The sequence below is a fragment of the Burkholderia sp. KJ006 genome (genome assembly GCF_000262695.1).
Lineage (GTDB): Bacteria > Pseudomonadota > Gammaproteobacteria > Burkholderiales > Burkholderiaceae > Burkholderia > Burkholderia vietnamiensis.
The window spans coordinates 392,661-418,097 of sequence record NC_017922.1 but is presented as its reverse complement, the minus strand read 5'-3'; the positions used below and the strand labels follow the sequence as shown (position 1 = coordinate 418,097).

Annotated in this window: 17 protein-coding genes; 5 read left to right on the top strand and 12 right to left on the bottom strand. The window is 63.3% G+C overall.

The annotated features are described in order from the left end of the window. Positions 1–7 precede the first annotated feature (7 nt). From cybH to MYA_RS25900, 3 genes are all read right to left on the bottom strand, one after another. The gene (gene cybH / locus MYA_RS25910) at positions 8–718 is read right to left on the bottom strand and encodes a Ni/Fe-hydrogenase, b-type cytochrome subunit (protein WP_011880064.1); all 711 of its coding nucleotides are present in this window, start codon (positions 716–718) and stop codon (positions 8–10) included. Between the two features lie 118 nt (positions 719–836). Beyond that, on the bottom strand, positions 837–2,693 hold the full coding sequence (locus tag MYA_RS25905; RefSeq protein ID WP_011880063.1) for a nickel-dependent hydrogenase large subunit: 1,857 nt from the start codon (positions 2,691–2,693) through the stop codon (positions 837–839). 57 nt (positions 2,694–2,750) lie between these two features. Next, complete coding sequence (locus MYA_RS25900) at positions 2,751–3,827, bottom strand: hydrogenase small subunit (RefSeq protein WP_014725810.1); 1,077 nt, start codon at positions 3,825–3,827, stop codon at positions 2,751–2,753. A gap of 666 nt (positions 3,828–4,493) precedes the next feature. Between MYA_RS25900 and MYA_RS25895 the strand changes: the two genes are divergently transcribed. Both MYA_RS25895 and MYA_RS25890 read left to right on the top strand, forming a co-directional pair. Beyond that, the gene (locus tag MYA_RS25895; RefSeq protein WP_014725809.1) at positions 4,494–5,561 is read left to right on the top strand and encodes a HoxN/HupN/NixA family nickel/cobalt transporter; all 1,068 of its coding nucleotides are present in this window, start codon (positions 4,494–4,496) and stop codon (positions 5,559–5,561) included. A gap of 31 nt (positions 5,562–5,592) precedes the next feature. Further along, positions 5,593–7,203, top strand: a complete 1,611-nt coding sequence (locus MYA_RS25890; RefSeq protein ID WP_014725808.1) for a carbamoyltransferase C-terminal domain-containing protein — start codon at positions 5,593–5,595, stop codon at positions 7,201–7,203. Between the two features lie 34 nt (positions 7,204–7,237). Here MYA_RS25890 and MYA_RS25885 read toward each other — a convergent pair whose 3' ends face one another. The 4 genes from MYA_RS25885 to MYA_RS30445 all read right to left on the bottom strand — a co-directional run bounded on the left by MYA_RS25885 (position 7,238) and on the right by MYA_RS30445 (position 11,253). After that, entirely contained in the window at positions 7,238–7,657 is a 420-nt protein-coding gene (locus MYA_RS25885) for a hypothetical protein (protein WP_014725807.1), read from the bottom strand. Between the two features lie 165 nt (positions 7,658–7,822). Further along, entirely contained in the window at positions 7,823–8,572 is a 750-nt protein-coding gene (locus tag MYA_RS25880; protein ID WP_034192777.1) for a carbonic anhydrase, read from the bottom strand. Positions 8,573–9,179: 607 nt separating this feature from the next. After that, entirely contained in the window at positions 9,180–10,334 is a 1,155-nt protein-coding gene (locus MYA_RS25875) for a YadA family autotransporter adhesin (RefSeq protein WP_050991254.1), read from the bottom strand. A gap of 613 nt (positions 10,335–10,947) precedes the next feature. Then, the gene (locus MYA_RS30445) at positions 10,948–11,253 is read right to left on the bottom strand and encodes an H-NS histone family protein (protein ID WP_014725802.1); all 306 of its coding nucleotides are present in this window, start codon (positions 11,251–11,253) and stop codon (positions 10,948–10,950) included. 1,445 nt (positions 11,254–12,698) lie between these two features. On the opposite strand from MYA_RS30445, the gene MYA_RS31535 reads away from it, so the two are divergent. After that, positions 12,699–13,583 carry a winged helix-turn-helix domain-containing protein gene (locus MYA_RS31535; protein ID WP_060081309.1) on the top strand — a complete coding sequence of 295 codons (885 nt, stop codon included), beginning with the start codon at positions 12,699–12,701 and terminating at the stop codon, positions 13,581–13,583. Positions 13,584–13,711: 128 nt separating this feature from the next. Next, the gene (locus MYA_RS25870; protein ID WP_014725801.1) at positions 13,712–14,029 is read left to right on the top strand and encodes a hypothetical protein; all 318 of its coding nucleotides are present in this window, start codon (positions 13,712–13,714) and stop codon (positions 14,027–14,029) included. Between the two features lie 75 nt (positions 14,030–14,104). On the opposite strand, the gene MYA_RS32325 is transcribed toward MYA_RS25870, so the two are convergent. The 5 genes from MYA_RS32325 to MYA_RS25845 all read right to left on the bottom strand — a co-directional run bounded on the left by MYA_RS32325 (position 14,105) and on the right by MYA_RS25845 (position 23,927). Then, positions 14,105–14,632 carry a hypothetical protein gene (locus MYA_RS32325; RefSeq protein WP_014725800.1) on the bottom strand — a complete coding sequence of 176 codons (528 nt, stop codon included), beginning with the start codon at positions 14,630–14,632 and terminating at the stop codon, positions 14,105–14,107. Positions 14,633–15,332: 700 nt separating this feature from the next. Continuing rightward, positions 15,333–17,969 carry a YadA-like family protein gene (locus MYA_RS25860; protein WP_041494364.1) on the bottom strand — a complete coding sequence of 879 codons (2,637 nt, stop codon included), beginning with the start codon at positions 17,967–17,969 and terminating at the stop codon, positions 15,333–15,335. 932 nt (positions 17,970–18,901) lie between these two features. Then, positions 18,902–19,735 (bottom strand): EAL domain-containing protein, encoded by an 834-nt coding sequence (locus tag MYA_RS25855; protein ID WP_014725795.1) that lies wholly within the window; start codon positions 19,733–19,735, stop codon positions 18,902–18,904. 275 nt (positions 19,736–20,010) lie between these two features. Then, positions 20,011–23,265 (bottom strand): ATP-binding protein, encoded by a 3,255-nt coding sequence (locus tag MYA_RS25850; RefSeq protein ID WP_014725794.1) that lies wholly within the window; start codon positions 23,263–23,265, stop codon positions 20,011–20,013. Further along, a complete protein-coding gene (locus MYA_RS25845; protein ID WP_014725793.1) occupies positions 23,265–23,927 on the bottom strand; it encodes a response regulator transcription factor in 663 nt (220 codons plus the stop codon). Before MYA_RS25845 ends, MYA_RS25850 begins: the two co-directional genes overlap by 1 nt. 688 nt (positions 23,928–24,615) lie before the next feature. On the opposite strand from MYA_RS25845, the gene MYA_RS25840 reads away from it, so the two are divergent. Further along, positions 24,616–25,359, top strand: coding sequence for a carbonic anhydrase family protein (locus tag MYA_RS25840; protein ID WP_014725792.1), 744 nt, complete (start codon positions 24,616–24,618; stop codon positions 25,357–25,359). Positions 25,360–25,437 lie beyond the last annotated feature (78 nt).

The window sequence follows — 25,437 nt, the reverse complement described above, 5'->3', positions numbered from 1 at the left end:
CGGTGCGTCAGTCCTTGAACGTGCGGTAGCCGGAGATCATCGAGCCGACCACGCTCTGGCGCCCCATGATGTCCTCGCGGATCGCCGCATACACGTGAAGGATCACGAACAGCAGGATCGCCCACATCCCGAGGTGGTGCCACGTGTGGACGCCTTGCGACTGGCCGAGCAGCGGCCGGATCCAGCCGAACGTGCGCTGCTGCCAGGAGCCGGCCTGCGCGCCTTCGCCGTACAGCGCGAAGCCGGTCACGACCATGAACAGCGAGACCGTCAGAAACACGAAGAACATCGCGAAGCGCGACAGCGGATTGTGGCCGCTGTACTGCCGCGGACACGGACCGAGGAACATGTAGTAGCGCAGCATCCCGAACACGTCGAGCCAGTAGTCGCGCGTGAACACGGGCACCCAGAACATCTCGCGCGCGTGGTGGTTGCCCACCAGCGCCCAATACGCGCGGCCCGCGAGGCCGACCGCGAACAGGTATGCGGCCGCGAAATGCGCGAACCGGATGTACCCCATCAGGAAATGGGCGCTGGCCTCGCCAGGTTGCGTCGCGAGCGGCGAGCCGATCAGGTAGCCGGTGATCGACAGCACTGCGATCGACGCCGCGTTCATCCAGTGCCAGATGCGCACCGGCGCTTCGTACACGTAGATCGCCTTGGCGGCCGGAACGGTATCGGGCGCGCGGCCGCGCCGCGACTGCGTTTGCATCGTCATCATTCTTCCTTGCCGCGCGGGCCGGCCGAAGCCGGCCGCGACGGCGTCCTGTTGTTACCGGTGGTGCGTCAGGCGACGGTGCGTCGACGCGGGAAGTATCGCCAGCGGCGCTGCACGATCAACGCACCGTGACGGTGGTCATTTCCGCGCCGTCTTCGCTCATCACGTGCGTCGAGCAGGCCATGCACGGATCGAACGAGTGCAGCGAGCGCAGAATCTCGACCGGCTGCTCGGGGTTCGCCATCGGCGTGTTCATCAGGCTCGCCTCGAACGCGCCGATCTGGCCTTTCGCGTCGCGCGGGCCGCCGTTCCACGTGCTCGGCACGACGCACTGATAGTTCTCGATGCGGCCGTCCTTGATCTTGATCCAGTGACCGAGCGCACCGCGCGGCGCGGCGACGGTGCCCACGCCCTTCGCCTCGGCCGGCCACGTCGACGGGTCCCACTTCTCGACGTTGGCGGTCGAGGTGTCGCCGTTGCGGATGTTGTCGACGAGCCGCTGCCAGTCGTCCGACATCATCTCGGCGCAGTACTGCGCTTCGAGTGCGCGCGCGAGCGTGCGGCCGATCGTGGTCGGCAGCAGTTGCTTCGCGCCGAGCGTCGTCTCGGGCAGCCCGAGGAGCTTCGGCATGTCCTGGTTGACCGACTGCAGCGCCGCGTCGATCTGCTCCTTGATCCGCGCGCCGTGCGGGTTGCCCTGCTTCGCATGCGCATAGCCGAGGATGTAGCGCGCGAGCGGCCCGACCTCCATCGCGTGGCCGCGCCAGCGCGGCGCCTTGACCCACGAATACTTCGCGCTTTCGTCGACCGATTCGATCGCCGTGCGCGTGCCCTTCGTGTTCGGTCCGAGCTCGTAGTGCGGCTCGGTCATGCCGTCCCACGGATGCAGGCCGCGGTCGTTGTCGGGGTACTGGTACCACGAATGGGTGACGAACTCCTGCACCTGCTCCGGATCGCGCGCGTCGACCGGCAGGATGTTGTCCCAGTCGCCGTTCAGGATCGCGCCGCCCGGCATCTGGTTGGTGGACGGGTCGTAGTTGACGAGCGGATACGTGCCGTAGTCCATCACGTTGGTGGCGGCGAGGCCGCCGCCATGCAGCCAGCCGCGCGCCTTGTAGATCGTGCCGATCGCGAGCAGATCGGGCACGTAGACGTTGCGGCAGAACGTCTCCGCCTGGTCGATCAGCGAGCGCACGAAGTTCAGGCGCTCCATGTTGATCGGCGCGCCGGCCGCGAGGTCGCCGTCGATGTTGATCGCGCACGGCACGCCGCCGACCAGGTAGTTCGGGTGCGGGTTCTTGCCGCCGAAGATCGTGTGGATCTTGACCCATTCCTTCTGCAGGTCGAGCGCCTCGAGGTAATGCGTGACGGCCATCAGGTTCGCTTCCGGCGGCAGCAGATAGGCCGGGTTGCCCCAGTAGCCGTTCATGAACGGGCCGAGCTGGCCGCTTTCGACGAACTTGCGCAGCCGCGTCTGGATGTCGCGGAAATAGCCCGGCGACGACATCGGATGCGACGGCGACACGCGCTGCTGGAGTTCGGACGTGAGCTTCGGGTCGGCCTTCAGCGCGGACACGACGTCGACCCAGTCGAGCGCGTGCAGGTGATAGAAGTGCACCGCGTGGTCATGCACCTGCAGCGTCTTCGCCATGATCTCGCGGATCAGATGCGCGTTCGGCGGAATCCGGATGTCGAGCGCGTCCTCGACCGCGCGAACCGACGCCAGCGCGTGGCAGCCGGTGCAGACGCCGCAGATGCGCTCGACGAACGCCCACGCATCGCGCGGGTCGCGGCCCTTGAGAATCACTTCGAGTCCGCGCCACATGGTGCCGGTGGACACCGCGTTGCGGATCACGTTGTTCGAGTCGACGTTCACTTCGACCCGCATGTGGCCTTCGATGCGCGTCACGGGATCGACGACGATCCGGCGTCCGCTGTTGTCGAGCTGAAAACCCTGGGTGGAATAGGCTGTCATGCTGTTGTGTAGTTCCTGTGCGTGTGGGGGCTGCGCGTGGCGTCGGGCGGCTAACGGCTAGCGGCCGTCGCGATCGCGTTTCGAGCTGACGCGCTGAATCGCCGAGGCGGCCGCATGCGCAGCGGCGGCGGCGCCCAGGACGACGGCCGCGGTGCCGCCGATCTTGTCGGCGTTCGCTTCGACGCCGAACTGGTTGATGTGGGTCAGGCGGTCGTAGAACGATCCCTTGTCCCAGAAGCCGTCCTCCGAGCAGCCGATGCAGCCGTGTCCGGCCTGGATCGGGAAGCTCGTGCCGCCGTTCCAGCGCACCGTCGAGCACGCGTTGTAGGTCGTCGGGCCCTTGCAGCCGACCTTGTACAGGCAGCAGCCGCGCCGCGCGGCGTCGTCGTCCCACGCCTCGACGAACTGTCCGGCGTCGAAGTGCGGGCGGCGGTAGCACTTGTCGTGAATGCGCTGGCTGTAGAACATCTTCGGCCGGCCCTGGCGGTCCAGCTCGGGCACGCGGTCGAACGTCAGCATGTAGGTGATGACGCCCGTCATCACTTCCGCGATCGGCGGGCAGCCGGGCACCTTGATGATCGGCTTGTCGGTGATCACCTTGTGGATCGGCACCGCCTGCGTCGGGTTCGGCTTCGCGGCCTGCACGCAGCCCCACGATGCGCAGGAACCCCACGAGATCACGGCCTTCGCGTCCTTCGACACGCGGCGCAGCTGATCGACGAACGGCTTGCCGCCGATGATGCAGCTCATCCCGTCCTGGTTCAGCGGCGGATTGCCCTCGACGGCGAGGATGTAGTTGCCCTTGTACTTCGTCATGACCTCTTCGAGGATCGCCTCGGCCTGATGGCCGGCCGACGCCATCAGCAGATCGTCGTAGTCGAGCGAGATCATCGACAGCACGACGTCCTTCGCGAGCGGATGCGCGGAACGGATGAACGATTCCGAGCAGCACGTGCATTCGAGGCCGTGCAGCCACAGCACCGGCGTGCGGGGCTTCGTTTCCATCGCCTCGACGATCCTCGGCATGAAGGCCGGCCCGAGGCCGAGCGACGTGGCGGTCAACGAGCAGAACTTGAGGAAGCTGCGGCGCGAGATGCCCTGGCGGCGCATGACCTCATAAAACGTTTCAATCACGGTGTGGTTCCTTGATGGCCATCTGGCCGACGGCCCGGCATGCGGGGGCGCTGCCGGAGCGGGCGCCGGAGCGTGGCTTCGGCGTGAATGCCGTGCTTTAAAACAAGAACCGTGCCAGGGGCGCGCCGACACGGTACGGGCAGGCCCACTCGACGCCATTGATCTGTATCAAAAAGGAAAAATCGGCGCCGGGGCCGGTGCGGCGGCGGCGCACGCCGGATGGGCCGGTAGTCACGGCGCATCCGGTTGGCCGGCCAAACTGGCAATGGCGTGACCAGCGCGTTCGCACGGCCGCGCGGCGGCACGCAGCGCCGGGCTCGGCGGCGATGCCCGGCGGCATATGCGCGCGGTCAGCGCGTCATTCCGATTGGAACGGAAGTTGCATGAGTCAACGGCTTTGTCGCGCCGCGCGCTCATGTGCCGCTCATGTGCCGCTCATGGCGCGCGGTCCAGCAAAGCGGCACAATGCGGGCCGCTGCTGCGCGCGCCATTGGCCATTGCGCGGCAACGCAACCGCTTCGACTCAGAGACGATGGAACTTCCCGTGAACGCCTTCCCCCCGCCGCAGCGACGCTCATGCGCCGCGCCTCTCGCGCCGTCACGCCACGGTGAGCGCGCCGCACCGCACGCGGCAGCCCGTGTACCGGCCGTGCGCCGGCGGTCGTCATGACCGCGCCCGTCCTGCCCGGCGCCGGCGTTCGCGCAAGCGGCGCGCGCGGCAAGCTCGTCCTGCTGCTCGCGGCGCTCGCGGCGTTCAACCTGGCCGCCTGGGGCTGGGCCGTCGCCGTGTTCGGCGGCCAGCCCACGCTGATGGGCGCCTGCGTGCTCGCCTACACGTTCGGGCTGCGCCACGCGGTGGACGCCGACCACATCGCCGCGATCGACAACGTGACGCGCAAGCTGATGCACGAAGGCCGGCGTCCGCTGACCGTCGGGCTGATGTTCTCGCTCGGGCACTCGACCATCGTGATCGTCGCGTCGGCCGCCATCGCGGCCGCGGCCTTCGGGTTGCGCGAGCGCCTCGCCGCGTTTCACGACATCGCCGGCACGATCGGCACGCTCGTGTCGACGACGTTCCTGCTCGCGATCGCCGTCGCGAACCTCGTGACGCTGCATTCGGTCGTCCGCACGCTGCGGCGCGTGAAACGCGGCGAGCGATACGCGGACGCGCATGCCGACACGGCGCTGCACCACCACGGATTTCTCGCACGGCTGCTGCGGCCGGTCCTCCGGATGGTCACGAAAAGCTGGCACATGTACGTGCTCGGCGCGCTGTTCGGGCTGGGTTTCGACACCGCGACCGAGATCGGCGTGCTCGGCATCTCCGCGACCAGCGCGGCGCACGGGATGTCCGCGTGGTCGATCATGGTGTTTCCGGCGCTGTTTACCGCGAGCATGTCGCTCGTCGACACCGCCGACAGCATGCTGATGCTCGGCGTGTACGGCTGGGCGTTCCGCGAGCCGGTGCGCAAGCTCTACTACAACGTCGGGATCACCGCGCTGTCCGCGGCGGTCGCGCTGCTGATCGGCTGTGTCGAGGGCTTCGCGCTGCTCGGCGACACGTTCGGGATACGTGGCGCGTTCCGCGATGTCTTCGATGCGTTGAACGCGCATCTCGGCGCGCTCGGCTACGCGATCGTCGTGCTGTGCGCGGCGAGCTGGTTCGTGTGCGCGGCGATCTATCGGTTCAGGCGCGGCAGCTTCGCGCCGCTCGCCGAGCACGATCACGGCTAGGCGTCGCGATTTTCAGGGAAGTACGTCGTTGATGTCACACAGAATTCCGCCCGCGCACGCCGATGGCGTGCTGGGCGTGCAGACCGGCCCCGCGCCGAACACCGGCGCCGCATGGGTCGCGACGGCGGCCGGCGCTCGCCGCATCGCGCATGCGGGGCAGGAGCGTTTCGACCGCATCAAGCAGTCGTGTGCGTATCCGGCCGCCGCGGTCGACGCCTGCCGCATCGCGCTCGACCTGCCCGCCGACGCGCGCCCGTCGCTCGTCGCGTGCGTCGACACCGGGCAGGCCGCGCCGCTGCCGCCATATGTCGATACCGTGCCGCAGCTGCGCGTCGAACACGCGCTCTGCCATGCCGCCGCCGGGTACTACTGCTCGCCGTTCGACGAAGCCGCGATTCTCGTCGTCGACGGCCATCGACGCGAGCAAGGCGCGACGCCGTCGTCGCACAGCGTGTGGATCGGCTGGAACGGGCGCATCGAGCCCGTGATGCGCAGCGCGTCGTGCGGCATCGGCGCGCTGTACGAGGCGGTCACCGTCGCGATCGGCTTCGGCGCGCACGAAACCGGCAAGACGATGGGGCTCGCGCCGTATGGCGACGATGCGGCCGCACCGGACCTCGGCGGACGCCTCGATGGCCTGGCCGTGGATTACGGCGCCCGCTGCGACGCCGACGGCGCGCGATTGTTCGGCCTGTCGCCGCTCGCGGGCGCGACGGACGACGCAAGCCTGACCGCGCGCGCCGCGCTCGCCCGCGCGGCACAGCGGGAATGCGAGCGCGCCATGCTGCATCTCGCGCGGGCCGTGCGCGAGATGACCGGGATACGCCGGCTCTGTCTCGCGGGCGAGGTGTCGCTCAACGGGCGCGCCAACGATCTGGTGTGGCGCGACGCAGGCTTCGACGCGGTGTTCGCCGGGCCGGCCGGCGCCGATTGCGGGACGGCGCTGGGCGCGGCGCTGTGGGGGTATCACGGTGTTCAGGGCGTGCCGTTTCGCCCCGGACCGTTTTCTCCGTACGGCGGACGGCCGTACAGCGAGGCGGACGTGGACGCCGCGCTCGCCGCACTGCCCGACCGGGCGCGCTATCGCGACACGCGCGGCACGATCGACGAACTGGCCGAACGCACGGCGGCGCTGCTTGCCGCCGGGCAGTGCGTCGCGCTGCACGCCGGGCGCGCCGAGATGGGCCCGCGCGCGCTCGGCAATCGCTCGCTGTTGATGAGTCCCGCGCACGCGGACGCGCGCGACCGGATGAATCTGCGGGTGAAGCGGCGTGAGGCGTTCCGACCGTTTGCGCCATGCGTTCCGGTGGAGGACGCCGCGCGCTATTTCGAGCTCGACACGCCGAGCCCGTACATGCTGCGGATTTGCGCGGTCCGGCCGCAGTGGCGCGCGCGCCTCGCCGCGATCACGCACGTCGACGGCACCGCGCGGCCGCAGACCGTTTCGCCGCAAGACAACCCGCATCTCCATCGGTTGCTGCGCGCGTTCGAACGCGTGGCCGGCATCCCCGTGCTGCTCAATACGTCGTTCAACGTCGCGGGCGAGCCGCTCGTCGAGACGCCGGCCGATGCGCTGCGCGGCTTCGCGCGCAACGACATCGACGCGCTGTGGATCGGCGACCGGCTGCTCGAGAAACGGTGATGCGGGCGCTCGGGTGGAACGTGCCGCGCACGTGTCAGCCGAACTGCGCAATGCGGCGGCCGATGTAGTTCACCGAGAAGTGCTCGTCGAGATTCTGCGCGCCGCACTTGTCGCGAGCGGGCCAGTTCATCAGGTCGCAGACCTGTTTCCAGCCCGCGTCGGTCCACTCCGTGCCCGTGTGCCATTGCGGGTCGAGCAGCATGTGGTCGAACGGCCACAGGTTGTCGAGGTTGACGCGATGGTCCACCTTGGTGTGCAGCGCGTCGCAGAGCGCGACGTAGTCGATCGGACTCATGTTGAGTTCGCGGAACAGCGACGCGGAGTCGGCCACCTGGTCGGGGCCGCTCAGGCGCAGAATCTGCGCGACGATGCGCTTGATGTCCTGGTTGATGGCCCACTCTCTTTGCGTCACCGAGAGGATATTCACGATGATGTCGTTGATGTCTTGCTTCATGGCGCACTTTCCTTGAGTCACCGGGGCAGCCGCGTCGTTGCTGTGCCGTGCTGTTTCTGTGTTTTGGCGCACTCGCCGGCCGACGCTCTCTCGTCGGCCGGATTCGAGGATTCAAACTGATTGGACTGTTTCTTCAATGACGGCCGGGTGAGCGACACCGAACGGTCAGACGATGAAATCGACGTGACCCGTCGCCAGTCGATAAATGCCGCCGATGATTTTCAGCTTTCGATCCCGCTTTGCGCCTGAAATGATGGTCGAGCGTGCGGACAGATGGCGAACGGAGTCTTTGACGTTCTGTGCAATCGCAGCATCCAGCGGTACGCCGCCGGCCCGCTGCGCTTGTCTGACGGACGGCAACATGGCCATCGCCAGGTCCTGGATCTTTCCGGGGTAAATGGTTCCTTTGGTCTCGATATTGACGGCGGCGCTCACTGCGCCGCACTTGTCGTGGCCGAGCACGAGGATCACCGGGGTTTTCAGTACGGCAACTGCGTACTCGAGGCTTCCCAGCACGTCGTCATTGACGAAATTGCCGGCTACGCGCACCGCGAACAGGTCGCCTCGCGCGCTATCGAACGCGTACTCGGGAGCGATTCGCGAGTCTGCGCAGCTCAGGACGGCCGCATAGGGATTCTGTCCGGTACCGAGCGATTCACGCTCGTGTGCGAAGTCGTGACGAAGCATCAGACCTGCGACATAGCGGGCATTGCCTTCCTTCAGCCGGCTGATCGCGGCATCCGGGCTCATCGCATTCAGCGGTTTCGGCAGCGGACGAGTATCGGGCGTCGCGGCGAAACTCGTCAGTGAAGCACCGCTTGCGGCTACACCGAGTGCGGATACGCCTGCCATCCGGATGAATTGTCGGCGGGCCGGATGGTTCGTTGCCGTTTTGCAAGTATCGGATTTACACATGTTCGTTTTTATTCCTGTTGAGTTGAATTGATTGATATGCCGGTGTGTGCATTGAACGACTGCTGGCTTGCTGCGCGCGGAATGCGTGTTCAGTGCCGTATGCAATATGGGATTCCCATACGCTTATCTGATGCGCCCGATATCGTTACCGGAAAATCGACGCGCGCATGCCGGCTCGAACAGCGCGATCGCGATGCAGCAGCACACCGATGCAATAAGGACGGCCCAGAATATTTGCTTCTTCATCAGAGTTTCCAATGATGTCGAGATAAAACGTCTAGCTTTCTTGCGATGCGTGGCTTTTCTTGCTTACCGGCAGATAGCTGTGTTTGCCGGGGTTGCAGAAAATCTGCGATTCATCTACGGCGATGGGTCGCGCCGTTTCCGAACGGCGGTAGCGGCATCGCGACCGATAGCGCCAGCCATTCGGATTGCCCATGCCGCCCGGCGGTCGTTGATTGGTCGGTCGCGCAGATATGCGCCGGTTTAGCGACCGCCAGTCGGTTCGAACCCTCGCAGTCGAGCCGGTATTTCGCTCTTTGCAGAACGCGTGCGAAATGCTGCAGGCTCGATCCAACGCCGGTCGGGAGAGCCTGCGGCGACCGCATTACCACTGATAAGCCATCCCGGCGCCCCACAGCATGTTGTCCGCGCTATAGCTGATGCCGCTTCTGACCTTGATGTTCTGCGTGACGTGCGCCGTAGCGCCGATCGCGACCGCTTGATAACCCTTGTAGTTCGCGGTGCCGACGCCAACCGTGAGGGTCTTGCCGTCACCCACGTCCGGGATCATCGTCAACGCGGTTGCGGCGGCAAGGCCCGAATACGCACCGCGCTCGACCGCACTGATCTGGCTCCTGACGCTGTTCAGCTGGCTTACGTTGACTGCGTCGGTGTCGTGGACACCTGCCGCGACATTGGTGATCCGGCGTTCGTGGCCGGACGACCCGACCGATACCGTGTTCGCCTCGTCAGCGACCGAGCCTGCACCCAACGCGACGGAATTCTGGCCGGACGCCCTCGATTGGTCGCCGAGCGCCGTGCTGCGATCTCCGGACGCGTTCGACTGGTTGCCGAGGGACGTGCTGCGATTTCCCGATGCGTTCGATTGGTTGCCGAGCGCCGTGCTGCGATCGCCCGATGCGTTCGATTGGTTGCCGAGTCCGGTGCTGCCATCGCCGAGAGCCTTCGAGTCCTTGCCGATGGATGTGGCGCCGTCGCCTTCAGCGTCCGAGTTCTTGCCGATGGACGTGCTGCCGTCGCCGAGAGCCTTCGAGTTCTTGCCGTTGGCTGTGGCGCCGTCGCCTTCAGCGTCCGAGTTCTTGCCGTTGGCTGTCGCGCCGTCGCCATCGGCGAACGAGTTCTTGCCGTTGGCTGTCGCGCCGTCGCCATCGGCTAACGAGTTCTTGCCGTTGGCTGTCGCGCCATCGCCTCGGGCGAACGAGTCCTTGCCGTTGGCTGTCGCGCCATCGCCTCGGGCGTACGAGTCCTTGCCGTTGGCTGTCGCGCCGTCGCCTTCGGCGTACGACTCCTTGCCGTTGGCTGTCGCGCCGTCGCCTTCAGCGTCCGAGTTCTTGCCGTTGGCTGTCGCGCCGTCGCCATTGGCGGTCGAGTCCTTGCCGTTGGCTGTCGCGCCGTCGCCATTGGCGTACGACTCCTTGCCGTTGGCTGTCGCGCCGTCGCCATTGGCGATCGAGTCCTTGCCGTTGGCCATCGCTTCGCTGGCAAACGGCCCGACGACAATACCCGCAAGCAGCAGCAATGTGACACCGACACGCGAAAGCGTGAATGCATTCTGCCGCCGCCTCAAAGTGCCTTGACTGCATCCCGCTGCACATTCCGCCCCCACACCACACGCATTTACCGACTCACACCAATCCACATTGCAATTCTTGCTCAAAATACCCTCGCTCAATTAGCCACTTTAAAAATCACCACACCAATCGAAACCAACGCGTCAGCGATTCACTCCTTTACTCGATAGCGAGTCACATCGCACGCTCAGTTCCGCACGAGCTTCGGCGTTTTCTCCGGCAATCGAACAGCAAGCTGGCTAGAGTCGATTGGCCAAGTCCGCGGTGCGGTGTACCGCGGGAGTTTCAACGGTCGCGTCGTAACGCAGTTTCTACTCGCATCGCGCCCGCCACTTTCCGGGCGTACGCGCACCGGGTAGTACTACGCAGAAGTTCGCAAGGCGACGCGCACGACGCAAGCGACATTCGAAAAAGCTCTCCCGCCTTGCAGCCGGCGCGATGACTCAGAACTATCCATTAACGAGGGCGTCCGCAGCGCCCCGGTTCCGCCACCGGACAAACGCAAGCCAGACTAATGAATGTTGCCCGGCGGCCCAATACCCGGCGAATGTCAGGCTGCGCTCACGAAAGCCCATCGACCAGAAATTCGTCGCGACGCACGTCGCACAGCCATTTCGGCGTTCGGCCTCTGCCGTTCCACGTCTGGCCCGTCACCGGATTCCGATATTTCGCTGGCGCCGGTTCACGCCGGGTGGTCGGTGGCCGGCGACGAGCGCCTTGCGGAAAGATCTGCTCCGGTCGAATTTGATACGTCCGCACGGTCTGTCGAATTTCTGAAACGATCGCAGAGATTTCGCGCGCTCTCGCTGCTTCGGCTTCCTGGGTGAGCGCGTCAATCTGTGCCTTCAATTCCTCATAAGTTGCCACAACACCCTCCAGATAATTAGCGTTTCGACGCGCCATTCGATTTTCCCGCGACACCAGTCGGCGCGGCACGCGCGATGCACGCGTCGAAACGTACTGAATAAAAAGGCGATCGCCGAACCGGCGATCGCAAAGCCACCTTGCTCCGCGGGGGATCGGAGCGTCGTAGGTGACGGCCTAAAAATATCCTTTAATCAATCGGCGTTCCAATGTCGGGCGGCGGCGACCGCGTACAACCCGATATATTGGGGTGCATCCCACATACGCGACGGATACAAGTCCGGCGATCCTGAGCGCACCAACTTCAAAATCAACGTTTCGCCAGAGAAACCGAAGAAATCGTCATTTCCACCACACCGCGATTTCATACCACGCCGTCTTCGATAATATTCTCGCCTGAAAGTCAAACGATGACGGCAGCCGCCGCCCCGAATCGCGCCCTGTCCTAATGGGGCAATCGCGGCAGGAAGATTCAAATACGTCACCGCAAAACGACCAAGACCAGACCAAACCAGGATAATGGTCGATCCGCAAACGGAGTAGCGCCATGCCAACGAAACAGCAGTCTACTTGAGCGAGAAACGCCGAGCCGTGAGGAATATATGATCGATATATGAATAATTCTGATTTCACATCAACCGCCCCGGCCTGACGCGGCGTCCGCCCCGTCAGGCCGGGGGCGTTGACGACCAACGCGCTCGCGAACGGGCATTTTGTAAGACCAACATACTGCCGGGCGACATTCGACGCACATCAAGCGCTTCAGATATTAAGCCGACGCCCCTTCTGACGGTTCATCAGCGGCACCTTACGATTCAGAATTGCTGCCTCGCATTATTCCGCCTCATGTCTCGCTCTGTTTAGCAGCGAATATCACAATTGTGAAATTTTTACCGCCCCCGTAAAGACGGTGTTCCACGCCCGTAGCCGTGAATGACACATCAATCCGCCGGACATGAACCACCGAATGATTAAGCTGCATGAGGTGCGGCACCCCTGAATCAGAAACGCTTCAGAAATTTTTCAGAATCAGGCCGCACCAGTCAAATGCCCACAGCTGTTGCATCCCGCGCGGCGCCTAGTTTGCGCCCGGTGCGCTACACCGCAACGGTGTATCGCGTCTTGCGTGTCGATACCATCGGGCGCCGAAGTAACAGTCCGATAACCGAAAAGCTCGCGCAGTCCGAAATACCAGCCGTCCTTCCTTCAGCACGACGAACGTCAGCATGTACAATATGGTTAATTTTCGTCAACGTGAGGCTTCCACGTCTGCCAGTGCAACAGACACGGAAAGGCCGCTGCAATATCAGGTTCGGAGAGTCGATTCACGGCTTCCGCCTCGTACAGCAATGCAGTTGGAAGCACATCAAAAATAGTATGACCATTACCTTAACCGACAGAATTCGACGCCCAAGCGGTCCGTTTTGTCCTTCCCCTGTAGGGGCACAATGACGGACGAAAGCCAAAAACCCGGTCTTGCCGCCGATTCGCTCCCGTTTCATCTCGACGAGCGGATGTTGAGCAATCCAGCGACCGGCGACCAGAAGTTTCTGTCACGCAACGAAGCGCGCTTGTTGGGATTGCTGCTGGAAGGGCCGCAGACCAAAGAAGCGCTGATTCATCGCGTTTGGGGCGAACTCGGTGTTGTCGTGACGGACGCGAGCTACTACCAGCTGGTCACGCAGGTAAGAAACAGCTTCGAAGAACTCAGTTTGTCCAGGAAGATTCTTCGGACTATTCCGCGGTATGGGCTCGAACTCGTGCCAAATCGTCCTGAACTCGACGATGAGTCGCTCGATGATGAGCCCGAACGCGGTGAAGTCGACACACCGCCGGAAAACGCAAGCGTCGCATCAGCACCGGACGCCTCGTGTGCGGATCAGCAATCCGTTCCGGAACCGGCTACCGCAGGTGCGGAGAACGACAGCGTTGGCCCGACGACGGCAAGCGCTGAAGCAAAGCCGACGCCGCGCGGCCGATTCGGCCTCTTGTCGCAGATCACGCGAGCGCGATACCTGGCGATACTGCTCGCAACGATGGGCGTAGCGCTGATCAGCGTCTATTTGAGCGTATCGTACACACGAGCCCCATCCGGGAAAAAGTCGAAGCCATGGATAGAGCGCAATGTATCGGGCATGCGAGTATATGTGCGGGATCCGGCGCTGTCGTCAGAGTTGATCGCCTTCTATATATCGAAGGCACACCCGGAAAATCAATGCGATTCCGAACCGCGGAGCTTTGATTATTATTTTGAGGAAACACCCTCAGTGATGCAAATGCTCGTTTACGAACCCCAAACCCGGCTCCCATGCGTTACCTATTATTTTTACTGACTGCGGCCGTCACGATCGCTGCATCATATGGCGTTTACATACGCCTCACGGCAGGCGACATCAAGAAAGATTCCCTCATTGAATGCGAGGGAAAGACGATATCCATGTCGGGTAACGATGGCGTGATAATGCATACGCTCGTCTATTCAGTATCGCCCGCAGACGGCAGCGCGCAGTTCCGCTACATGGATGCCAATGGACATGCGTCGGCGATAAGGCAGATTCGACTCGGCCAGACTTCGGTAAAAGCTTCACGCGAGCGCATCCTGTTGTCTGGCGTCGTCACGGACTTTTCCGGTTCGGGCGACCTGCCCAAAGACGATCCGTTTCTGATACAAATTCATAAAGGCAACTCCATACTGTTCGATATGAATCTGTTCAAGGACAGGGTCTGGAACGTAGGAATCGGATCGCTCGATCTTGGTTATTGCATCATGTATAAGTGAGCGAGTTCGCTGAATCGTCGCGCAATGCGCTCGTGGATCTGAACTGTGTGCCTATCATTCCAAATCGCCGTGCCATCAAACCAGATCCGCGACTTCTTCATCGCGTGCTTCGTCGTGCGGACTTGCAGCCGGCGTTCCGGCAGGGTGCGCGACCGGGGCAAGGTCACCGCGACAACCGATGCGCGGGCAATGGGTGTTGTAACAGCGCACCTGGAACACATCGGCAGACCCCGAATTCGGCATGCAGCGAACCGCCTGCATGCCCTCGAACTCGTCAGGCGACGCCGACGCATCCGCATCGATCGGCCGCCCCGAGCAGCAGATGCTGTCCTTCGCCCTACGCAGACGCAAGCGGGACACGGTCGTCAACGCGAACACGAAAACGCAGACGCCCAACAGCATCGCCTCGATCAGCAATACAAACGTGACGATCAACCAGCCGTCGAGCAGGTCGACGCACCAGAGCGAAACCAACAGCACGCAGAGAATCACGAAGACTGCGGGCACGACGAACAGCACCCATCGCGAAGTCTTGTCCCATGCATCATCGGCGTGCCATCGCGTGGAAGATGGAAAACGGGTCGACGTCGTTTGATCGAGCATTTCAAACCTCCGATCGGCGTCGTTCGAGATCGAGCGACACCGCTAACTGATCCGTCAATGGACAGAGCAAGAAGTCCAGCGACATGTCGCCGGTGATGTCTTCATGCGTGTCGAGGGTGATGGAACGAGGCTCGGCCCGACGTGCCGCCGCTCACCGCTGAAGTGCCCCACTCGGTGCCGCGCTCGCTGCACGCCACTCACGAGCCGCTCACCAGCCACTTGCCCGGCGCGCGATACGGTATAGCTTCGACCAGGCTTGAGCTCGCTTCGATAACGACATGCCAGGTGGCTTGTCACGACAGTGCGTACTTCGCAGCAGGGCTCGCAAGTGCCAAAGCTGTTCGAGCGACTCGCGACAGGCAACGGTTGCCGGCATCTATCGCCGCAGCGACGCCGCCGTAGTTCGCGGGCAGGATTCGGTGTTGACGATACGCGTTGTGGATCATTGCGAAGCGCTGCGCGTGGTTCTACGAGCTGTGAGTCAACTATCGCGCGGGTACTCACCCGGCTTGGCGAGGATGTGGAGAATGCCCTCGCCCGGCAAACCGATCATTCAAGGCCATGTCGCGGGGCCCCACTGCGTCACGTTTCGCGGACATACGCGAGGAGCAGACCACCACCACATACGCGCTCTGCAACGCCGACGCTGGCGTCTCGACCGTACGGTCGATTGCCAGCGTCGAGCGTCGCAGCCGGCGACTTACCACTGATACGACGCGCCCGCACCCCAGACATAATTGCTGCTGCTGTAGCTCACGCCGGCTCGCACCTTCAGGTTCTGCGTAATGCGTGCGGTAGCACCGAGCGCGGATGCCTGATACCCCTTGTAGTTCGCGGTGCCGATACCGACCGCCAGCGTCTTCGCCGCGTCGACGTCCGGAATCATCGTCAGTGCCGTTGCCGCTGCAATACCGGAGTACGCATCACGCGCGACCGAGTTGATCTGGCCTTGCATGCTCGACAACTGGTTCTGGATGCCGGAAACGGTGGCGTTCAACTGCCCGACGTTCACTGCATCCGTATCGGCCACGCCCGCTGCGAGGTTGGTGACGCGGCGCTCATTGCCGGACGAACCGACCGACACCGTATTGGCCTCGTTCGCGACGGAGCCCGTTCCGAGCGCCACCGAATTCGAACCCGATGCGACAGCGCCCTCGCCCATCGCGACGCTGCGCTCGCCCGTCGCGCTGGCGTTCGTGCCGTACGCCGAGCTGTGCGAGCCCGCCGCAACCGCACCCGAGCCGGTCGCGACGCCGTTCGTGCCGGACGCAACCGAATTCACGCCAAGCGCGGTACTGCCCTCGCCGGTCGCCGCCGAGCTCGCGCCGAATGCCGTGCTGCTGTCGCCGGAGGCAACCGAGCTCGAGCCGTTCGCCGTGCTATTGGTGCCCGAGGCCGTCGAGTTGTTGCCCGTGGCCGTCGTGCCGTCCGCCATTGCCGAAGCCTTCTCACCGGTTGCGGTGGAGCCCACACCGGATGCGGTCGAGTCGGTGCCGGTCGCGGTGCTGTTCTCACCGGTCGCCGTCGAGTTCGTACCCGTCGCCGTGCTGTTGTCGCCCGATGCGATCGACTCCGTACCGGTCGCCGTCGTCTTGTTGCCGGATGCGGTCGAGTCGGTGCCGGTTGACGTGCTGTTCTCGCCGGTCGCCGTCGAGTTCGTGCCCGTCGCCGTGCTGTTGTCGCCCGATGCGATCGACTCCGTACCGGTCGCCGTCGTCTTGTTGCCGGATGCGGTCGAGTCGGTGCCGGTCGCGGTGCTGTTCTCACCGGTCGCCGTCGAGTTCGTACCCGTCGCCGTGCTGTTGTCGCCCGACGCGGTGCTGCTGTCGGGAGACACGGCGGCGTTCTCGCTCGCGGCGCTCTCCAGGCCGACTACCGCTGTGCTGAGCGACGACACTTGCGACGTCAGCACGTCGTACTGCGCGGCGAAGTCCTGCTGCAGAGTGTGCACTTGCGAGCCATTGACCGCATCCGTGCTGGTAGCCGAAATCGTACCGGCCGCGACGTTCGTCAGCAGGACTGCGTTCGTGGCGCCTACCCCGCCGAGCGTGATGAATGCCCGCGACGAATCGTCATAAGACACGGCGTTGCCCATCGACGTCTGGAGACCGCTTATAGTCGCGCCGAGATCGCTCAGGTTCGAGTTGACCGTGCTGAGTCTCGTCGACAGCGTCGCGACCTCGTCGGCAGTGCCAAGCAGCGACGTGGACAACGACGACACGTCACGTTCGCTCGATGACAACCCTGTCGACAGCGAAGTCAGGCTGTTCGACGTCGTGGTCGACAGAGAATGCAGCTGGCTGACGTTGACGGCGTCCGTATCGTCGACGCCGGCGGAGATACCCGTCAGCGTACGCGTTCCTTCGCTGCCCGCGAAATCCACCGTGCGGCCGGTCGACTCGGCGCCGACGCTGATTGCACCGGTCGTCGCATCCTGCGTCACGACGCTCGTGCCGGTTGACAGCATGCTGGTCGAAAGCGATGCGATGCTCTCCGCCGTCGACGTCGACAACGACGTGATGCTGTTTGCCGTCGAAGTCGACAAGGATGCAAAGCCATTGTTCGTCGAAGTCGACAGCGCCGTGATGCTAGCTTCGGTCGAAGTCGACAAGGACGCGAAGCCGCTGTTCGTCGAAGTCGACAACGATGCAATGCTGCCGCTTGTCGACGTCGACAACGAGGCGAGGCTGTTTGCCGCCGAATCCGACAACGATGCGATGTCGCCAGCCGTAGAAGTAGACAACGATGCGATTTCGCTGGCCGTGGAAGTAGACAGCGAACTGACGCTGCTCGCAGTCGACGTCGACAGCGAGTTCAGCTGCGACATGTTGACGGCGTCGGTCGACCGGACACCGGCAGCCACACCGCTGAGTAATATGCCATCGGTTGCATTCGACATCGTCAATACGTTGCCATTCGCTCCGCCCGTTCGGAAGTAAATCTTGCCAGCATTGCCGTCGAGAACGACCTGCGTATCGTCCGCGGTCAACCCGACCCAATCGGTCGATCCACCGGGCGTCAAGCCATTGATCCAGGCTGCCGAATTACAGCCGTTGGACAGCACGCCACCGTTGCCGCTGACGTTGTTGGTGCCGCCCTTGTACGTCAAACACAAGCCAGTATTCGATGCAGCGTGCGCCTCGTGGGCAAACGGTCCGACCATGCCGAGCGCAAGCAATGCTGCCGCACCCAGAAGCGTCACCTTCAAAAAGCGCTTCGTTTCGAGCGCAGGCTCGACGATCTTCGACGTTCCGCCAGCGTGCCCTACTGCGTTCTCCGACACTGCAACCCACGTACGCGTCGCTTCGCACCACACCGTTTTGTAAATCTTGTTCATGCAATCCTCCCACGAATTTAGTTCGTAGTGCTACGTTGACGGCGGACACACATGACTGGAATCGAGCCGGAAGCGTCGTCAACGACACGGTCAGAACATGGAATTAATCCGCCACATCGGATTAATCGAGAAGGCTCGCCAAGGACAGAATGTCTTCACATCACCCCGCGAGATCTAGACTCAAAGATATCGAGATACCGAAAATCAGAATATCTCAATTGTTCTAATTTTCCGTACACGTCCGAATCCGCAGCGACACAAGTACGTATGTACGAACGGCAACCGACAGATGGATATCGACGCGAGCCTGCAGCGACTCAGGTCACGAAGCCGAAACAGGGATCAGATGATAGAAGCGCAGCAAGCTGTCGACAGTCGCCCTTGAAGAGCTACGAGCACGCGCGTCGACGACACCTCAGGCAGACCGGCGATTTTCCATTGAACCGGTCGTGTATTTCCACGGGCTGCGCCTGGCACGCGCGCTTCGCCGCACCTGCACGCGCAGGGACGCGTACCTCGGATTGGTCGCACCGCTGGCAAATGGAGTTCAAACCGAAGAGTGAACCAGATCCGCGACTGGCGGCGAAACGCCTTTCATCGCTGCTCGATCGCTATCCAATCGACGCTGCGCTTCATGCGAAGCCCGGATACACGATGTTCCAACTTGGTGGGCGTGAACACGCGTTGAATCACGCGCACTCCGCATTGCGCTCACGAACGCCGGTGCATTGCTGCGAACGATGTTTTCGCCGACATCCCGGTGCGGGACTTGACACAACAGCGTACTCGACGCGTTGCATTGCGGCGCCTTGATCGTATGAACGGAGCAGCGGCACATGCGGCGGCGTCACGCCGCCGCGTTACTGCGGTACCTCGGGTTCCCGGAACTCGTTGCGAGCGACAAGCGGGCATAGCGCCTCACGACAAGAGCCTCATGACGACCCGCGCCCGTCGGCACAAGCAAGCAAGGCTTGCGCGTTCATCGGCTTGAACAGCGCGTCGCCCTGCAAGTCGATGTGGCGGTACTTTCGCAGGAATTCGAGCTGGCTTGCGCTATCGACGCCGGACACAGTCAAGGTCAAGCGCAGGTCATGTGTAAGGCGCGACACGCTCGACAGAATAGCCTCGGCCGTCGTCGACTGCGGCAAGCGCGCGGTGAACGGCTCGCTGAACTTCACGCCCGTCACCGGCAACACCAGCAACGTCGACATCGCCGTGTGGTGCGCGCAGAAATCGCTCAACACGATGCCGAATCCCTTTCGTCGCAAACGTTTGAGCGTGTCGAGCAACGACTGCGATTCCTCGCGCTCGGGCATCTCCGGAATGTCGAGCGTCAACTGCGCCGGCGCCACGCCGAATTCCGCGACCGACCGCGCCAGATGCTCCGACATTCCGTCGGCACACAGCCGCGCGCCCGACAGCCTCAGCGAGATCGGCAGCGCGCCACTGCGCTGCTTGTACCACTGGCCCAACTGCCGGCACACCTCACGCACGACATATTCGCTGATGCTCGCCGATACGCCGAGCCGATCTGCAATCGCGTACGAAACTGCCTGACTCAATGCACCCCATCGAGGGTGATGCCATGTCGCCATCGCTTCCGCGCCGGTCACGGCCGCCGACCACGTCGAAACGATGGGCTGGTAATCGATTGCGAACTCACCGAGCTCGATCGCCTGCTCGAGCTCGGCCGCCCGGAACGGGAAGTCGACCTCGTGCTCCCAAGCGGTCCATGCGTCCCGATGATGCGGGATGCCCGCTCCCATGTTGCTCTCCCAAAGACGCCGTTATCGACGGGCCGCGATTGCGGCGCCTCATGTCCGTCGCGCGCGACGTCGCATCGTGCCACCCCTGATCCGAAGCGTTTGCTGCGATGCGCGCGCGAACTTCCGTCAAAGGTAAACCGGGCACAGCGGCGCGCGAATCACAATTCTTAGATTCAGAGATCGGGAGGATGACGAGCACGTGCTTTGCGACAGACCGGGCCCGGCGCGCCAAATCGCGCGCGCCGGATCAATGCGCAACGTCGCGCGGCTGACGATCAGCGTCGCGCCAGGACCGCGGCCATGTACGCAAGCTGATCGCGGATGGCCATCGCCTGCAATTCGACTTCGCGATCCCATTCGACCGCTTCGCGCGCGTAGGTCCGCAGCTCCTGGCATTGCTCGTACAACCCGGACGGCCCGAGCACCGCAAGCCCGCCCGCGACGCCATGCAGCCAGTGCCTGAGCCGCGTCAGCGTACGCTCGCGCATCACCTCGTCGAACTCGGCGAGTTCCCGGCCGGCCTGGATGCGGAAGGCCTCCACGTATGCTTGCGGCACGTCGGGTACGTCGGGAAGCGCGTCGGCCACATCACCTTCGTCGCCCCGCTGCTTGTCACAGCGGCCACGCTCGGCGCTTTGCCGCACGATGGCCGCGAGCGTCTCGAGCGGAACGGGTTTGGCCAGATAGTCGGTGAAGCCGCGGGCGCGCCCCTCGGCGATGTCTTCCGGCCGCGTGCTCGCGCTGACCGCATAGACCGGAATCGCGAAACCCTGCGCCCGCATCTCGGCGAGCAACCGGAATCCGTCCATCACCGGCATGTCGATGTCGGTCATCACGATGTCGACGGTCTCCTTCGACAGCAGCGCCAGCGCTTCCTCGCCGTTGGTCGCCTCGATCACGTGCGCGCCGAGCGTGGTCAGCTGATCGAGCAGCAAGCTGCGATTGAGCAGGTTGTCTTCGACGATCAGGATCGTCGCGGCACCGGCGCCGCCGCGCAGGTTCGCCACGCCGATCGGCACGTCGCGTCCCGCCGTCAGCATCCGTGCCGCCGACTTCAATCCCTCGAGGCTGTAGATGCTGATCTCGATACCGCCGTCGTCGCGCCGGCTTGGCACCAGCGGCCCGGCCTGCGCGGCCCACACGATCGAGCCAGGCGTCGGCCACCACGCCAACACTTCCGCCGGCGCGAACTCGTCCGTCACGATCAGGAACTCGTGCGCATGCGCGTCGATCGGGTCCACCGGATTCGACACGGCCGTCACGACTGCGTCGGCCGGGTCGAACAAGTTGCCGAGCCATTCGAGGTTCTCCTGCGCGCGGCACAGCACGGCGACGCGACGATACGGCAGCGTCCAGCCGGCGCAGCTCACATCGCCCTCGGAGGCCTTCAGCGGCAGCGTGACGGTGATGCGCGTTCCGACGCCCACCGTGCTCTGCAAATCCATCTGTCCTTTCATCAAGTCGCACAGGCGCGCGCAGATCGACAGCCCGAGGCCGGTGCCGCGCGCTTGCGTAAGCCGGTTGCTGTCGCCTTGCGTAAACGGCAGGAACAGTCGCTGTTTCAGGTCGTCCGGAATGCCGATGCCGGAGTCCGTCACGCTGATCTCGAGCTCGCCCGCGCGCCAGCTCGCGCGCAGCACGATCTTCCCGGACGGCGTGAACTTCAGCGCGTTGCTCAGCAGGTTGTTGACGATCTGCGAAATGCGGATCGGGTCGAAGTAGAGCCGCGACGGGAGGTTGCGCTCGAACACCGTATAGAACTTCAACCCTTGCTGCGTCGCGAGCGATGCGTGCGACAGCGCGAGACGCTCGAGCAGATCGGCGACGCACGCCCATTCTTCCATCAGGCTCAGCTCGCCGACGTCGATCTTCGAAAAGTCGAGCACGTCGTTGACGATCTGCATCAGCCCGCGGGCCGACGTCTCCATCGCCTTCACGCGAGCCTGCTGCTCCGGCACGAGCGCGCCGCCTGCGAGCAGCTCGATGTTGCCGACGAGCGACGCGAGCGGTGTGCGGATCTCGTGGCTCATCGACGCGAAGAAGGCGACCTTGGCCTTCGCGGCGGCATCGCTCGTCAGCTTGGCCTCCCTCAGCAGGATTTCCGCCTGATGATGGACCGTCATGTCGGTGATCGCGCAGAAGAACACCTCCTGGCCGTTCAGCGTCGCGGGCGCGTAGGTGATCTCGATGTAGACGGCCGCATGCCCGGCGCGCGACAGCGCGAACGGGAACTGGAAAATGCGGGAATCGTCCGCGTCGGCGTCCTGGTCCGTGAGCGCCGATTCGAACGTGTTCTGCAACTCGGGCGGCAGATGCTTGTCAGCGATCCGCAGCCCGAGCATCGTGCGCGCGATCGGGTTCGCGACCACGATCTCGAGCGTCACGCGCCGCACGATGCACAGGCCCACCGGCGTCGCATGCACCAGCAAGTGATTGAGCATCTCGCTTTCGAGCGCGCGCGATGCCTCCGAATAGATGCGCGTCAGAAACCGGTAGTTCCAGTAGCGGAACGCGATGAACAGCAGCGCGATCAGCACGATCGTGGCGCCGCCGATCAGCCACAGCTCGTAACGCATCGACCGCAGCTGCAGCTCGAGCGGCAGCAGGTACATCATGTGCCCGAACCCCGCGTACAGCGCCGGGCGGCGCAGCGCCCAGCCGAATCCCGGCACCCAGTGATACAGGCCATCCTGTTTCGTGACGAGGCTCGCGTCGACGCGGCGGACCATCGCGACGTCGGCCGCATCGACCAGTGGCACGCCGTCCGCATCCACCACGACCGGCTGCTGAACGCGCCCCGCGCGCTCGATCGTCGCGATCAGGCTGTGCAGATCCACGCTTGTCAGCACGATCGCATAGAGCTCGTCGCCCCTGAACACCACGGAAGCGCCGACCATGTGCAACTCGCCGCCCTGCCCGCCGCTCCCGACTGCGAACCAGAGGATCTGTTTCTTGCGGGCGGCTTCCGCTGGGTCGATGCCGCGCTTCTTGTAGCGATCCAGCACGGCGGCGACGAGTTCGGCCGGCGTGCTCGAACGCAGCGCACTCAGGTCGCCCATCGGAAACAGATGACCGTAGCCGACCGAGCCGTCCGCGGTGACCATGCCGATGCTGGGCGCCTGCCCGGTGTTCGTCAGCAATTGCACCGTGTAGTCGCAGCTCTCGCGCAGCGCGTTGTCGTCGACCTTGTTCTGGTCGATCGCCGTGCACGTGTTCGGTGCGGCCACGCTCGTCATCGCCGGTGTGCCGTTCATCCGCAACTGCAGTACGAGCGCGGCCGTCGTGAGCACCATGCGCCGCTGCAGGAAGGTATCGACCACCTCCCTCTCGTGAATGCGCGCGGCTTGCTCCTCCTGCCTGAACGCCGTCTGGAACAATCCGACGATCGTGATGATCGACACGGCCAGCGCAAGCGCCACGAGCAGCGCAATGACGACGGAAAACACGCGACGCTCGCGCGTCAGATTGGATTCGACCGAATAGAATTTCTTCAGCGGCGAGCCGTCGGATTCTTGAAGAATGCTCTGCATCAGAGCAGTCCCTGCTCACGCGCGCAGTCGATCAGATCGACGTTCGTCTCCACATGAAGTTTGCGCATTGCAGAACGCTTTTGCGTGGAAATCGTCCCGAGCGAACGATTGAGCATGCGTGCGATGTCCGTCAGTGCCACGCCGGTCACGAACAGCCGCACGACCTCGAGCTCCTTCGGCGTCAATGCCTGGAAGTCCGACATGCCGGGCTTCAAACTGCCGGCCAGCGCGAGCCGGTGGGCCATGCCCGGCGACAACGATTGCGTCGCGCCGTTCAGGATCTTTCTGCAGACCTGGCCGAGTTCGCCGATCTCCTCTTCCTTCCCGACCACTCCGGCCACGCCCATCCTGCACAGCTGATTGATCAAGCCCGCATTCGTGAGCATCGTGAAGACGACCACCGGCGTGTGTTCGTAGGCCCGCATCAACTGGGAGATCAGGCGCAATCCGTCCTTGTCGTCATCGCCCTGCTGCATCGCGAAGTCGGTCACGACCAGATCGACCTTTTGCTCGCGGAGCGCATCCAGCAACGCGCTGCCCGACGAGACCGCCGCGGCCACGCGGAACCCCGGCAGCGAGTCGAAGTAGCTCGTCACGGCGCGCAATACGATCGGGTGATCGTCGGCAACCGCGACGTTGGTGGTCAATGCGACGTGGGACATGACAACTCCAAAAACGGCAGAAAAACGAAATGGCCTCTAGCGGACGTGACAGGCCAACTCCGGAACAATCTCGATGTCGAACCGCGGGCCGTCGAACGCGCTGCGCGTTTAGACCCGACCCAACGGCGCCTGCAATCCCCGCTTCGCAGTTTCACGCGCGCATTTGTCGTCCATTGCGAGTATTCACACGAGCGTCGTCAGAAGATGGGCTCGTGTACGTTCCATGCGGGCTTGTATGCTCGCATTCTACCGTGAGTAGAACTCGCGGTCGATTTCGTATGTGATCCAAATCGTTTTATCGCGATGAAAACCGGCGCCCGCCGCCTGCCGCGCGGGCACGTCTATCCGTCAGAGCCTCCGGCGTACGCGCTTTCCCGGTATCGCGCCGCGTCGTCGACTTAATACACGGCGCGCTTCAATTTACATGCATAACGCGCCAAATCAATACCACAAATAGCGCGAGAATGTCACGCACAAAATCGGAATACAATACTTTAAATAACGATATCAGATTGATAAACAAAACGATATCCTCATCTAATGTTTAGCAGTCTGGAAATTTGAAATACCGAAATTCCACAACGCAATTGATCTACATCAAAAACGATTCTTGCAACGCCTCATTGCGCGCTGTAATTTTCATGGGCGCCAAGTTTCAATTACGGGAAAATATACTCCGGAGGTATCAATGAATCACGAAGATAGCGATTGCTGTACCGCGCACCACATCGGGCGTCGCGCCACCCTGAAATCCGCATTCGGCATTGCGGCGCTCGGAATCGTCGGCGGGATATTTCCCGGGGCAGCGGAAGCGGCTGCGCTGACCAAGGCCCAGCGTGACGCGATGACGCCCGACGACGTGCTGGAGATGATCAAGAAGGGTAATGACCGATTCCGATTGGGCAAAATGCATACGCATGATTACCTCGCCCAGAAGCGGGCCAGCGTAAACGGTCAATACCCTGCCGCCGTGATTCTGAGCTGCATTGACTCGCGCGCACCGGCGGAAGTCATTCTCGATGCCGGCATCGGCGATACCTTCAATGCCCGCGTCGCCGGCAACGTCGCCAACGACGACCTGTTGGGCAGTCTCGAATATGCCTGTGCCGTGGCCGGCTCGAAAGTCGTGCTGGTAATGGGGCACACGTCCTGTGGCGCAATCAAGGGAGCCATCGACGGCGCGGAACTCGGAAATCTGACCGAGTTGCTCGCGAAAATCAAACCCGCGGTCGAGAGCACCACGTACACCGGCGACCGAAGCAGCAAGAACAACGAGTTCGTCGACGCGGTCGCGACGACCAATGTTCAACTGACGATCAGCGAGATCCGTCGCCGCAGCAGCGTGCTGGCCCAGTTGGAGAAGGACGGGAAGATCAAGATCGTCGGCGCCATGTACCACCTGGTCGGCGGCAAGGTCGTCTTCCTCAGCTGACCGTCAGGCCGGGCATTTCAATTCTCGAGAGCGTCCTCGGGTGCGTTGCTTCGGATCGCCGCGAAAGCCGGCGGCCGG